A 13,724-nucleotide genomic window follows, 5' to 3' on the forward strand; every position below is an offset into this window, starting at 1 on the left:
CTAATAGATTACTACAATATACCAAAAATAAAATATAAAAATTATAGAAAAAACATTATTAATTACAAAAATTCAAAATTAAAAACTTTCATTTATCTAAATAATTAATATTAGTTTTTACTATTTTTATTAATTTTTTCTTTTTTCAAATTCTGTTTTACCGTTTACTAAAATAAATCCCCCCTTTACTATTTATAAAAAGATTATTTTATCTTTAATTTCCTATATCTATTCACTGAAGCACAAAATTCCTGCTTTCTCGGCAATGCCAAATTTCCTGGATGCCCTGTGTACGAAGAAATTGAATCAAGTCCTTCCTTTTCAATTCTTTCATAAATCATATCGGCCACTTGCGAAAGTGTCAATTTTTCATCTAGCACTTTATTTTTAAAATATTCAATCATTACGGCAATACAATTTGTCTGGCTGTCATCCACAAGTTGTTCCAGCCCTGAAATGTCGATTAATTCTTTTCCATACAGAATGCTGTATTTCCCTTTGGCTTTTGTTTTATCCAGTTTTCCAAATTGTGGAAAACTTTTTTTAAGTGGTATTCTCTGTGTAACTCCTTTAAATTTATCATTTGAAGAAAATTCTCGCTTGTTTTCGTCTAATTTTGCAATCTCTTTTGCTTTTTCTGTCACATCTTTTGGCACATATTCATCCATCATTATAACGTGATTTGCCACATCAAAATAATCTCCAGAGCCACCGACAATCAATATCGTAGAAACTCCAAAATTGTCATAAAGTTCCTTTACCCTGTCAATAAACGGTGTTATCGGCTCTTTTTCCTTTGCCACAAGTTTTTGCATTCTTCCGTCACGAATCATAAAATTAGTAGCCGAAGTGTCCTCGTCTATTAGAAGTAAAGAAGTTCCATATTCCAGAGCTTCTGCCACATTTGCCGCCTGCGATGTGCTTCCGCTCGCATTTTCAGTTGAGAAAGCCCTTGTATCCTTATTTTGTGGCAAATTATTAATAAATCCACTTATATTAACCTTTTCGACATTTCTTCCATCTTCTGCACGTATTTTTACCGCATCCGATTCAGAAATTATGAGTTCTCTCCCATCTTGAACAATGTGATTGTAAACCCCTCTTTCAAGTGCCACAAGTAAGGTAGATTTCCCATGATAACCTCCTCCCACGATTAATGTAATTCCTTTTGGAACCCCCATTCCACTTACTTCTTTTCCGCTTGGAAGTTTTAATGTAATCTCAAATTTTTCTGGACTTTTAAACTTAACTGCATTTTTCATAGGCTTGTCCGAAACTCCACTTTCACGAGGAAGCACAGAATCATTAGCCACAAATGCAACAAGCCCTTTTTCCTTCAATATTTTTCTCGCATATTCCTGATCCAGCACTAGAATTACCTGCTCATTTAATGCTTTTTTATTCAAATTATCATAAATAATGGATTTTTCCACAATTTCAGGCAACTGCTCAAAAATAATTTTCTGTGCCGCTTTTCCCATTATCCGTCTACCTCTCGCAGGCATCCCCATTTCAAACCTCACTTCAACTTTATCTCCCTTTATCAAAACTGAAGTCCTTTCGAGAATTTCCTGCCCACATCTGTCAATAAAAATTCTTCCACTTCCCCCAGTTCCAGCACTGTCATTTCCACTTTTCTGAATTTCCCTATAAAAATTTCTCGTAAGAAAATCCGAAACTGCAATATTCTTATCCTTCGTATCCGTCAATTCATAAGGAATACCGCAAATTTTCCTATCCATTATAATCCTCATTTTTGAAGGCGGAGCATAAGGATCCGACTGTACGTGATCAATCGCAAGAATATACTTTTCAAATTTATATTCCCCTTTAAGCGACTTATACGCCGAATAACTTTTTCGATCCATTGAAAATAATATTTTTTCTAATTCTTTATAATTTTTCATATTTTTATAGTCCCTTCTAAATAATCCTGTTTTATTTTTGAATTTTATTATTTATGTCAATTTATCACTTTCCAAGTACTTATTCTCCTTTATTTTTTCCATAATTTTACCACATTACTATTCTATTTCCAAAACTCTTTTTTCTTAGTTATTAAAAAACAAGGAGCTAAATACCAACTCCTTGTTTATTTTCTATATTTCTTTTATAAGTGGATAAAGTTTATTTTTTATAGAGGGGTATTTAAAAAAAAATCTTCAACTTCTTTTGCATTTTTCAAAGTTTCTTTTAATTCATTCACATCAGAATGATATAATTCTTTTTCTAAATTATTAATATAATTTTGCCATTCTTCTTCCATCTTATCTTTTGCAACATTAAATCCGCTTTCTGTATCATTCCAGTATTGAGTGATAGCATTGTCATATTTATATATATTTTTATTAAACTCTTTTATTATTTTCTCAGCAATTTTTTTCTTCCAACTACTACCACTAAAGATTCCCCATATTGCTAAACCTACCAAAATAGCAGCAGCAATACCTAAAGTTATAGGTCCTCCTATTGAAGCTACAAAAGCAGTAGCTGTGGCTGTTCCTCCTGCAATGGATATTCCTAAAGCTGAAAGAACACTAACTCCTTTTGCAACCAATATATAAGCACCTAGATTTCCTAGAGTCGAAGCCCAAAAAGCTAAACCACCTAAAGTAGCAACACCTGCTAAACCACCTATAAAAGCACTTTTAAAATCAAAATTAAGGTTAATATCCATACTGTTAAAGTTATCAATTTCAAGACTCTTTTGCGTTTTTAATAAGTATTCATCCATTATATTTTTAAATTTTTCAGTTGTTTTTTCCAAATTTTTTCTGTATACATCTTGGACTTCTGAACTTATATATGAACCTAATTTTTCTAAATCAGTTTTTTTATTTTTGTATTCTCTTTTATCTATTATTTTTATAATATTTTCTTCTGTTAATATTCGATTACAGTCCTCTTTAAATTTTTGTTTGGTTTCATTATCTAAATCAAAAATTTTACTTTTAACATTTCTATTATTTTCTTCTAATAAAAACTTTCTTTTTGGTTCATTTTTCTTTATTTCTTCAAGAAGTTTAGAATAACGTTCTCTTTCATTTATTAAACCTTCGTATTTTTCTACTTCTTTTTTCATTTTTTCTGATTCATTTTTAATATAATCTTTCGTAATATTAAATACTTTTTTTTCAAGTAATTTAGGCAAATTCTCTATTGTATTTTTTAATTCTTTTTCAAAATTTTCTCTTAAATCTTCAATATCAATTGCATATGTAAAAAATCTCTTTCTTAAATCTTTTTTTGTAAATATTTTCTTTGAATTATGTGAATATCTCTGCCAAAAAGAATCAGCAACTGTGTCAGCAAATCTATCACAACCACTATCACATATATTTTTTAAATCTGTTCTAGGATTTATATGATGAGCATGTGTTGCGACTATAAATAAATTAGACATTGGAGATAAACCCGTTCCTTCTGTTTCTTCTAAGGGTGACAACACTTCAAGTGCTTCTTTTAAATAATTAGCATCTTCAATTTGTAAAAATCCTGAGGCTTGAGATAAATATACTAAAACATCAGCTTTTAATTGTGCTTGATTTGCAGCTATATTATCACTTTCAATTCCAGCAGTAATACCAGGTATATCCAAAATATCACAGTTTTTTAAAATAGGAGAATCTACAAATAATACTGCTGAACCAACATCTTTATTATAATCATGTCCTTTTCTAACTCCGTATTGAGATAATATCTCTGCATTCCCACTAGCAATTTTCCATTCTCTACAATATTTTTCATCGTACAGTCTAGTGTCATCCCACTCTGTATTTTTACCTTTTCTAAAAATCCATAGTTCATCTTCAATATAATCAGGTCTCTCTAATATATCCTTAACATAGACAATAATAGATGTTGTAGGTGTCCAATTTGTAGGCATTTTTTCTTTTCCTATTAAAGCATTAATCATAGTACTTTTTCCTGAATCTGATTTTCCAGAAAAAACAATTCTTGGCTTTCGTGTTATTCCTTCAATATTTTTTCTTAAATCTTCTATTTTATTGATATAATTTTGATTATTTTTAGGAAAAAAATCCTTGATGTAATTTATTATAGTAGTTTTTATATAGCGAACTTTATCCCAACCATCATTAATAATTAGTTCATGAGGAATATCTTTTTTATAATTTGCTATTTCATCTAATGACTTTCCTGTCCTTTTTGCTAATACAACTAATTCTTCTAGTGATATTGTATCTAAATTTTGCTCTAATCTTGAAATTCTATCTTGTCTGACACTTATTAGTTCAGCTAATTCATTTTGTGTTAATTTTAAATAAGTTTCTCTAAAATCTTTTAAATTAAATTTTGTCATTTTAGTTCTCCTTTACATTATAATATTTAAAAAGTTAACTTCTTATTTTCTGTATAATATCACATAAATAAAGTTTTGTCAATAATTTTAATAAAAAATATGCAATATAGCATATTTATAACTTTAAAAATTGAATTTGTCGTTTTAAATCTTATTTTATATCCCTAAAATGAAATATTTTAATGACATTGGAGAACATCACAAAACTTTACAAAAAAAATACCCCAACCCAACCAATGAAGACTAGAGTATCTTTTCACCTTTTTTACAATTAATTATGAATAAAAATATTTCTTTTTTCATTTAAAATTACTGCACAATCTCTATTTTTTATTTTACAATATAAATTTACCGTTTTTCTAAACTTCCTGAAAATTAAAATTTAATCCTAATCTATCGCCTGTTGAGGTATATTCCCTAAATTTATAAATTAACGGTTTCCACTTCTGAGTATCAATATGAGAATCATCCTTCATTATTTTTTCATCGACAAAAATTCCCTGTATTTCGCAAGTTACTATGGCAAACCAGTCTTTTTTGATAATATCTGTAACTTTTGCCTCTATGTGAATTGGACACTCCTTTATTCTCACAGAATTTACCATTTCACCATCTAGTTCAGTAAACCCCGCCATTTTAAATTTATCTTCACAATACGTATATCCTAGCTCCCGCTTTACTTCTGATATTTCTGTATCGCCTGTAAATTTTTCAATCTTTTTCACATTTTCGTACAAGTTTTCATCTGGAACATTAAAAGTTACATCCGATCCAGCTTCAATATTCTTAAATCCTTTATTTCCAAACCCTATTCCCACAACTATTGTTTTTCCAAGTACAAATGAAGATGATAACGGAGTTATATTGCTTTTGCCTGTTTCTTTATCTTCTGTAGTCATCAGTAATACTGGAAATCCATAATAAAACCCATTTTTCTCTAATTTTCTGAACATAATTACCACTCCTCGTATCTGTAAATTTTTATGTATCTTTTTAGTAATTATACTCTTCAAATCTTTTTTCTCAATTTGCAAATAAATATTTTATTATTCTGTTATTTCAATCAAATTTCCTTCACAATCCTCAACAACACTCTCATAATATCCATCTCCAGTTGTTCTAGGTCCGCTTAAACATCTAAACCCATCATTTACAAGTCTTTTTGTCAATTTATCGACATTCTCTTTGTTTCCAACGCTAAAAGCAAGATGGATAAAGCCTTCGCTCATTATTTTATTGTTTCTTTCCGAGAGTTCAGGACGTGACATTATTTCAAGCCGTGCTTCACTATCTAGAAAAGTTAGGAAGTAAGTCTGTAATCCAGTATTTTTATTATGATATTTCTCATTTGCCTTTGCTTCAAAATATTTCTCGTAAAATTCCCTTGTTTTTTCCAAATCTTTTACATAAATTGCTACATGATTCATTTTCATAATTAATCTCCTTCAATATTTTTTATAAAACCATTATTCTAGATTTCATGTGTTATCTCTATATACATCAGTATTTTAAAAGCCCTTTTTTATTTGGAATCTCCTCAGCTCCATTTAGGAAAATACGAGTTCACATATTTCAAATCCTATTTTTATCTTCTCCTAAAAGTTTTCATATTTAAATATTTTTAACAATTTTTCCTATATTAAAATATAATAGATATGTTCGATAACCACCTGACCCCTTGCTTCAGGATATTTATTTTATTAAATTTTGAGTTTGTACAGTTACCGAACAGGTCTATTAAAAAAAATATCCAAAAACTCAATATCACTCAACTCATACTCTTTCCTAATAAATTTCATTTCCTCAATAGTAAAATTACTACTTCCGTTAATTTTTCTAGAAAATGCGGAAGGAGTTATATTTAGTTTTTTTGCTAATGTTTTATTATTAGATATGTTCGATAACCTAAGTTTTTTTATCTATACAAGGGGTCAAGACCCCTTGTTTCAAGATATTTATTTTATTAAATTCTAAGTTTGTATAGTTATCGAACAGGTCTAATCTTACAAAAATAATAATATCTACAGAATTTCTCTATTATAAAAAAGACAAAACTAAAGGCAGGAACACCTTTTCAGAATTATTTCCCACCATTTCAGTTTTGTCTAATCCAAATAGTAATAATCTAAAATTCACAAGTTTGTAATTTCACATATTCTTTACATAATTATTATACCCTAACTTTTTTATTTGTCAATAAAAATTTATTTTTTATCTCAAAACTATTTAAAAAATAAAATTTTTAGCTATTTTGATCTTTTGATAAACAATATTTAGTTAATACAATCTAAAATTTAAACTGATTGTCAAGTAAATTCAATTTGCAGTAAAAAAAACTATTCTGCATAGTCAAAATCTTCAATTATTTTTTCCAAATTCTCCATAGTAAAATTTTTTTTTAAATATTCTAATTTCCCCTTCAATTCCTTTTCCTTTTTAAATATTCCAAGTTTATTTTCATATTCATCCAATTTTTGAACTCCCTTTTTTATATTGTCAAAAACTGCTTGTCGCGTAACTCCGCATTGCTCTGCAATTTCTGAAAGGGAACTATTTTCTTCCAGATAAAGTTCGAGATACTCCCTTTTCTTTTTTGGAAAAAGTTCGCTATAATAGGAAAATAGTACAGAATATTTTAAAAAATCATCTAATTTATCCATAATATTTTCAGACTCCCTTTATTTTTTTACTTTTCTTATAATCTGTTTTTTCCATACATATTGTTCCATTTTATTTTTATCAATTTTATTTTTCACAATTTTTATTTTTTCTAAAATTGCTTTATAATTTTCATTTTCAATTCCAAAAACATCTTTAGAAATTTTTTCACATTTTTCTAGCAATTCCAACGTCTTTTTATAACTTTTATTTTCAAAATAAGCATTTATAAAATTATTCAAAATATTTAAATAGAGATTACTGCCTTCTCCAACTCGTCTCTTTAATATTTTCAATACTTCATCCACTATATTTTCTGCCATCTTTTTTTCATCAAGTTTCAAATAAGGCTTTACCATATTACTTAATATAATTGTTCCCTGAATCTCACTATTTTCCAAATCCTGCAATATTACCAAACTTTTTTTCTGCCATTTTACTGAATCCTGATACCGTCCATTTTCTTCATAAAAAAGTCCCAAGTTATTACAAATCCCAGCAAATATATATCCATTTTGAAAATTATTCTTTTTATAGATTTTTATTGCCTTATGATACTTTTCCTCAGCTTTTCCATAATTCTTCATAACCCTATAAACCTCAGCAAGATTAGCACTACAGGTCACATACGCAAGACTATTTTCACCATAAATTTCCAAAATAATATTTTCTGCCTTCGTCAATAACCTTACCGATTCATCAAAGTTCCTCACATACTTCAATGCATTCCCTAATTCCGTCAAAATTTTCACATTTTCTGCACTCTCCCGTCCAAAAACCCTCCTAAATAGCACCCTCAATTCTCTCAAAACCTTAATTTCCTTCTCAATCTCTCCATTATTCAAATACTCTTCCCTTTTTACAAGCAATTCCTGTATTCTATTTTCCTTAACTTCCTTTTCTTTCCCAGTCATTTATAAATTCCCTCTTTTTAAATTTTTTATTTTATACTCAAATTCCTCTAACAAATAACAAATGCTCTCAAAAACTATATTTTTCACTGAATTAACTTATCAACAATTCAATATTAACTACTTTTTTTATTTAACCATTGTATTCATCTCCATTTAAAAGCCAAAAATTACACTCTATTTATTCTTCTTTTAATCTTTTGTGAAAAAAATTTATAATAAATTAGCTATCTAAATAAAAAATAGTATTAATCTCACCATATCAATATTATTTATAATATCATAATTTTTTAAATAAATCTAATTTTTTCATTTAGCAGAGAGTAAAAATTTTGGATTATATTTTTGAATAATTTAACTTTGTTGATACTATTGCTAGACAATGGAAATAACATGTCCTTAAAATTATTGAAAAGGAAGCTATCCCAGTAAGAAGATTGAGAAAGCCGCTAGAAATACTACCGCTAAGCTTTACAAGGAAGACAAAAGGTTTTTCTTTAACGTTGGCAATGGCGATATTAACAGCACAAAAGGTATTATCAAATATCTTGGACGATACCTTGCACGTTCTCCCATTGCTGAATACAAGATTACTGACATTACTGACTAAAAACTTTAAGATGGTAAACCGCTACGGATTTTATTCAAGGCATATTCCTGACAGGCTTAAAAAGGTAATTGATGCTTTCAGGAAAAAGATTACCGTGTCAAGATATTCATTTTATCAAAGGCAGATGTACAAGACTTTCGGGATGAATCCTTTTTACTGTCCGGTATGCAAGGTTAAAATGATTGTATGGGAATTTTATCATTACAGATATCCGCCCCTCAAAAAATACTATTAATATTTTATTAATCCAACTAGGTTGGATATTTTGTCGTAGACATTTATATATTTATTTGAGAAAAGAAGAGGAAAAGAGGCTAACGCCTCTTTTAAAATTATCAAATATATCAGTAAATGCCTAATTTAATTTCCTTATAAATAAAAAAACTCCACTTAGGAGAAATTCAGGTAAGGGAAATAAATTTAATTTTGCAAAAAAAAATGGCGTCCCCGGCTGGACTCGAACCAGCGGCCCTCTGATTAACAGTCAGATGCTCTAACCAGCTGAGCTACGGAGACACACATATTGAAAAAAGTTTGGCGACTGCCTATCTTCCAGGACGAATCCAAGTATTTTAGGCGAAGACAGGCTTAACTGCCGGGTTCGGAATGTAACCGGGTGTATCCCTGTCGCTATGATCACCAAACTAACAAAAGTACTGCCGATTAAGACAATGAGAAATAAATAGTAAAGGCAAAAGACAGTTAAAAAGCGTATGTAATATTAGTACCAGTCAGCTGAGCGCATTGCTGCGCTTGCACCCTGGCCTATCGACCATGTGTTCTCCATGGATACTGCGAATACTCATCTCAAAGTTGGCTTCCCGCTTAGATGCTTTCAGCGGTTATCCGTACCAGACGTGACTACTCAGCCGTGCCACTGGCGTGACAACTGATACATCAGAGGTCTGTCCAACCCGGTCCTCTCGTACTAAGGTCAGATCTTTTCAGTATTCAAGCGCCTGCAGTGGATAGGGACCGAACTGTCTCACGACGTTCTGAACCCAGCTCGCGTGCCTCTTTAATGGGCGAACAGCCCAACCCTTGGGACCTTCTCCAGCCCCAGGATGAGACGAGCCGACATCGAGGTGCCAAACACTTCCGTCGATATGGACTCTTGGGAAGTATCAGCCTGTTATCCCCGGGGTAGCTTTTATCCGTTGAGCGACGGTCCTTCCATGCGGAACCGCCGGATCACTAACTCCTACTTTCGTACCTGCTCGACCCGTCAGTCTTGCAGTCAAGCTCCCTTATGCGTTTGCACTCCTAGGCTGATTTCCATCCAGCCTGAGGGAACCTTTGAACGCCTCCGTTACTCTTTTGGAGGCGACCGCCCCAGTCAAACTGCCCACCTAGCACTGTCTCCGTTACCAGATTAGAATTTCAGCAGCATATGGTTGGTATTCCAACAGCGACTCGGCAACAGCTGACGCCGTTGCTTCACAGTCTCCCAACTATCCTATACACACATTGCCAAAACCCAATGCCAAGCTGCAGTAAAGCTCCACGGGGTCTTTCCGTCCTACTGCAGGTAGCCGGTATCTTCACCGGCATTACAACTTCACCAGGTCTCCAGCCAAGACAGCTCCCAAATCATTTCACCATTCGTGCAGGTCGGAACTTACCCGACAAGGAATTTCGCTACCTTAGGACCGTTATAGTTACGGCCGCCGTTCACCGGGGCTTCAAATCGGAGCTCTCACTCCTCCTCTTAACCTTCCGGCACTGGGCAGGTGTCAGCCCATATACGTCGCCTTTCAGCTTAGCATAGACCTGTGTTTTGGTAAACAGTTGCTTGGGACTCTTCACTGCGGCCTGTTTCCCAGGTGTTTCTCCTTTCAGGTATGTCAGGCACCCTTCTCCCGAAGTTACGGGGCTATTTTGCAGAGTTCCTTAGCTAGAGTTATCCTGTCGGCCTTAAGTTTCTCACTCTGTCCACCTGTGTCGGTTTACAGTACGGGCACTACTTCTCATCGATAGAAGTTTTTCTAGGCAGTGTAGGATCTGTGACTTATGCATATGCACTTCCCCGTCAGGTCTCACGTTTAGGCGCGCGGATTTTCCTGCGCGCCCACGCTGGGCCCTTAGAAGGCTAAACCGTCAGCCTTCTCACATACCTTCCTGCGTCACTCCGTCTCTCAAGCGATAATAGTGGTACAGGAATATTAACCTGTTTTCCATTCGCCGTCACAATTTTGCTTATGCTTAGGTCCCGACTTCCCAGGGCGGACAAGCCTTCCCCAAACCTTGACTTCCGGCCGGCGGGATTCTCACCCGCCTTCTCGCTACTCACACCGGCATTCTCACTTCTAAGCGCTCCACATGTCCTTACGATCATGCTTCAACGCCCTTAGAACGCTCTCCTACCATTGTCCAAAGGACAATCCACAGCTTCGGTAATATGTTTAGCCCCGGTACATTTTCGGCGCAGTGTCACTCGACTAGTGAGCTATTACGCACTCTTTAAATGATGGCTGCTTCTAAGCCAACATCCTAGTTGTCTGGGCAACGCCACATCCTTTCCCACTTAGACATAATTAGGGACCTTAGCTGGTGGTCTGGGCTGTTCCCCTCTCGTCCGAGGACCTTGTCATCCACGGACTCACTCCTGGCAATAATATATGGTATTCGCAGTTTGCTTGATTTCGGTAAGCAGTACGCCCCCTAGATCATACAGAGCTCTACCCCCACATATCTCAATGCCAAGGCTGCACCTAAATGCATTTCGGAGAGAACGAGCTATCTCCTAGTTCGATTGGCTTTTCACCCCTAGACCTGCCTCATCTCCCAACTTTTCAACGGCGGTGAGTTCGGCCCTCCACTGAGTCTTACCTCAGCTTCAGCCTGGACAGGCCTAGATCACTAGGTTTCGCGTCTATGGCTAACGACTTGTCGCCCTGTTAAGACTTGGTTTCCCTTCGGCTCCGTTTATTAACCTTGCCACCAGCCATAACTCGCAGGATGATTAACCAAAATCCACGCAGTCACCCTTAACGGGCTCCTACCGTTTGTAAGCACACGGTTTCAAATTCTTTTTCACTCCCTTGCTCAGGGTTCTTTTCACCTTTCCCTCACGGTACTCTTCACTATCGGTCAGCAACAGTATTTAGCCTTGCGTGATTTGGTCCACGCTGATTCACGCCAGATTCCTCGTGCCTGACGCTACTCGGGTGCTTCCAGTCGCAATATGCACTTTATGTTCTACAGGACTATCACCTTCTTTGGTCCAGCTTCCCATCTGGTTCCACTTACATGCATACAGCTTAAACATTATGACAATCCGTTAAAGGAAGTCCCACAACCCCGTGCCAGCAAGGCTGTCCGCTTGGCACTGGCACGGTTTAGGCTTCTCCCCGTTCGCTCGCCGCTACTCAGGGAATCGTTTTACTTTCTTTTCCTCCTGCTACTTAGATGTTTCAGTTCGCAGGCTTACCGTCTTCACGCATGCCCTCCAGGCATGCAGGTTTACCCATTCGGAAATCCGGGGATTAGAGATTATGTGCATCTGCTCCCGGCTTATCGCAGCTTATCACGTCCTTCATCGGCTGTTGCTGCCTAGGCATCCTCCGTGTGCCCTTTTTAGCTTTTTTATCCAGAATAACTTTTACTCCAGTTTATTGTAATCTTTTACCTACTATTCATTTCCCATTGTCCTAAGATTATAAAGATATGTGAAGAAGCAGTGCGTGATGCTCCTTAGAAAGGAGGTGATCCATCCGCACCTTCCGGTACGGATACCTTGTTACGACTTCACCCCAATCACTGTCCACACCTTAGACGCCTTCCTCCTTTCGGTTGGACCGGCGGCTTCAGGTGCAGACAACTCTCGTGGTGTGACGGGCGGTGTGTACAAGACCCGAGAACGTATTCACCGCAGCATTGCTGATCTGCGATTACTAGCGATTCCAGCTTCATGAAGCCGAGTTGCAGGCTTCAATCCGAACTTGGACCGGCTTTAAAGATTCGCTTGGCGTTGCCGCCTGGCAGCTCTTTGTACCGGCCATTGTAGCACGTGTAGCCCAGATCATAAGGGGCATGATGACTTGACGTCATCCCCGCCTTCCTCCTGCTCTTCGCAGGCAGTCTCGCTAGAGTCCCCAACCTAATGATGGCAACTAGCGATAGGGGTTGCGCTCGTTGCGGGACTTAACCCAACATCTCACGACACGAGCTGTCGACAGCCATGCACCACCTGTCTCTGCGTTCCCGAAGGCACGGCCTGCTCTCGCAGGCCTTCGCAGGATGTCAAGATCTGGTAAGGTTCCTCGCGTTGCGTCGAATTAAACCACATGCTCCACCGCTTGTGCGGGTCCCCGTCAATTCCTTTGAGTTTCAGCCTTGCGGCCGTACTCCCCAGGCGGATTACTTATCGCATTAGCTTCGGCACGGACACTCTTCATGCCCACACCCAGTAATCATCGTTTACAGCTAGGACTACCAGGGTATCTAATCCTGTTTGCTCCCTAGCTTTCGCACTTCAGCGTCAGTTGCCGTCCAGTGAACTATCTTCATCATCGGCATTCCTGCACATATCTACGAATTTCACCTCTACTCGTGCAGTTCCGTCCACCTCTCCAGCACTCTAGCCCTGTAGTTTCCGGGCAGGCCTGCGGTTGAGCCGCAGGTTTTCACCCTAGACTTACAGGGCCGCCTAGATGCCCTTTATGCCCAATAATTCCGGATAACGCTCGCGACATACGTATTACCGCGGCTGCTGGCACGTATTTAGCCGTCGCTTCTTCTGCAGGTACCGTCACTTTCTTCTTCCCTGCTGAAAGCACTTTACAATCCGAAAACCTTCATCGCGCACACAGAATTGCTGGATCAGGGTTGCCCCATTGTCCAATATTCCCCACTGCTGCCTCCCGTAGGAGTAAGGGCCGTATCTCAGTCCCCTTGTGGCCGTCCACCCTCTCAGGCCGGCTACCTATCATCGCCTTGGTGGGCCATTACCCCGCCAACAAGCTAATAGGACGCAAGGCTCTCCTGCAGCGTCTCCTTTCATCGCCAGGCACATGCGTGCCGGCAACTGTATCAGGTCTTGTCAGTCGTTTCCGTCTGTTATCCCTGTCTGCAGGGCAAGTTCCTTACGCGTTACTCACCCGTCCGCCTTGGCTTGTCTGCGCAAGCGCAGCTTCGCCAAAGACTTGCATGTGTTAAGCATTCTGTCAGCGTTCATCCTGAGCCAGGATCAAACTCTTCATTCAATATATCTTCATATATCTTA

Annotated in this window: 8 protein-coding genes, 1 tRNA gene and 3 rRNA genes; 1 reads left to right on the forward strand and 11 read right to left on the reverse strand. The window is 36.5% G+C overall.

Annotated features, from left to right (window positions below; genetic code table 11):
* Positions 1 to 203 precede the first annotated feature (203 nt).
* The 7 genes from F1564_RS09770 to F1564_RS09800 form a co-directional block, all read right to left on the reverse strand.
* The gene (locus F1564_RS09770; protein WP_018451141.1) at positions 204 to 1,907 is read right to left on the reverse strand and encodes an ABC-ATPase domain-containing protein; all 1,704 of its coding nucleotides are present in this window, start codon (positions 1,905 to 1,907) and stop codon (positions 204 to 206) included.
* A 227-nt stretch (positions 1,908 to 2,134) separates the two neighbouring features.
* Positions 2,135 to 4,321, reverse strand: a complete 2,187-nt coding sequence (locus F1564_RS09775) for a dynamin family protein (RefSeq protein WP_018451142.1) — start codon at positions 4,319 to 4,321, stop codon at positions 2,135 to 2,137.
* A gap of 359 nt (positions 4,322 to 4,680) precedes the next feature.
* Positions 4,681 to 5,274: a flavin reductase family protein gene (locus F1564_RS09780; RefSeq protein ID WP_018451143.1), complete on the reverse strand. Its 594-nt coding sequence runs from the start codon at positions 5,272 to 5,274 to the stop codon at positions 4,681 to 4,683.
* Between the two features lie 93 nt (positions 5,275 to 5,367).
* A complete protein-coding gene (locus F1564_RS09785; RefSeq protein ID WP_018451144.1) occupies positions 5,368 to 5,754 on the reverse strand; it encodes a VOC family protein in 387 nt (128 codons plus the stop codon).
* Positions 5,755 to 6,042: 288 nt separating this feature from the next.
* Positions 6,043 to 6,240 carry a helix-turn-helix domain-containing protein gene (locus tag F1564_RS09790; protein WP_083917133.1) on the reverse strand — a complete coding sequence of 66 codons (198 nt, stop codon included), beginning with the start codon at positions 6,238 to 6,240 and terminating at the stop codon, positions 6,043 to 6,045.
* A 417-nt stretch (positions 6,241 to 6,657) separates the two neighbouring features.
* Positions 6,658 to 6,981, reverse strand: a complete 324-nt coding sequence (locus F1564_RS09795) for a DNA-binding protein (RefSeq protein ID WP_018451145.1) — start codon at positions 6,979 to 6,981, stop codon at positions 6,658 to 6,660.
* A gap of 18 nt (positions 6,982 to 6,999) precedes the next feature.
* Positions 7,000 to 7,893, reverse strand: coding sequence for a tetratricopeptide repeat protein (locus tag F1564_RS09800; protein WP_018451146.1), 894 nt, complete (start codon positions 7,891 to 7,893; stop codon positions 7,000 to 7,002).
* A 433-nt stretch (positions 7,894 to 8,326) separates the two neighbouring features.
* Here F1564_RS09800 and F1564_RS10575 point away from each other — a divergent pair, with 433 nt between their 5' ends.
* A complete protein-coding gene (locus F1564_RS10575; protein ID WP_149201967.1) occupies positions 8,327 to 8,500 on the forward strand; it encodes a transposase in 174 nt (57 codons plus the stop codon).
* A gap of 439 nt (positions 8,501 to 8,939) precedes the next feature.
* On the opposite strand, the gene F1564_RS09810 is transcribed toward F1564_RS10575, so the two are convergent.
* The 4 genes from F1564_RS09810 to F1564_RS09825 all read right to left on the reverse strand — a co-directional run bounded on the left by F1564_RS09810 (position 8,940) and on the right by F1564_RS09825 (position 13,704).
* Positions 8,940 to 9,016: transfer RNA gene (locus tag F1564_RS09810), tRNA-Asn, on the reverse strand.
* A 16-nt stretch (positions 9,017 to 9,032) separates the two neighbouring features.
* Positions 9,033 to 9,144, reverse strand: a 5S ribosomal RNA gene (gene rrf, locus F1564_RS09815).
* A 57-nt stretch (positions 9,145 to 9,201) separates the two neighbouring features.
* Positions 9,202 to 12,087, reverse strand: a 23S ribosomal RNA gene (locus F1564_RS09820).
* A gap of 110 nt (positions 12,088 to 12,197) precedes the next feature.
* Positions 12,198 to 13,704 (reverse strand): 16S ribosomal RNA (locus tag F1564_RS09825).
* The 16S, 23S and 5S rRNA genes sit together here with 1 tRNA gene alongside, the layout of an rRNA operon.
* Positions 13,705 to 13,724: the final 20 nt, after the last annotated feature.

The sequence above is a fragment of the Leptotrichia shahii genome (assembly GCF_008327825.1).
GTDB lineage: Bacteria > Fusobacteriota > Fusobacteriia > Fusobacteriales > Leptotrichiaceae > Leptotrichia > Leptotrichia shahii.

What these genes read in the sequence shown, in the direction of transcription:
- F1564_RS09800 (WP_018451146.1), bottom strand. Translation starts at nt 7,893, where the DNA reads ATGACTGGGAAAGAAAAGGAAGTTAAGGAAAATAGAATACAGGAATTG.
- F1564_RS09775 (WP_018451142.1), bottom strand. Translation starts at nt 4,321, where the DNA reads ATGACAAAATTTAATTTAAAAGATTTTAGAGAAACTTATTTAAAATTA.
- F1564_RS09795 (WP_018451145.1), bottom strand. Translation starts at nt 6,981, where the DNA reads ATGGATAAATTAGATGATTTTTTAAAATATTCTGTACTATTTTCCTAT.
- F1564_RS09770 (WP_018451141.1), bottom strand. Translation starts at nt 1,907, where the DNA reads ATGAAAAATTATAAAGAATTAGAAAAAATATTATTTTCAATGGATCGA.
- F1564_RS09780 (WP_018451143.1), bottom strand. Translation starts at nt 5,274, where the DNA reads ATGTTCAGAAAATTAGAGAAAAATGGGTTTTATTATGGATTTCCAGTA.
- F1564_RS09785 (WP_018451144.1), bottom strand. Translation starts at nt 5,754, where the DNA reads ATGAAAATGAATCATGTAGCAATTTATGTAAAAGATTTGGAAAAAACA.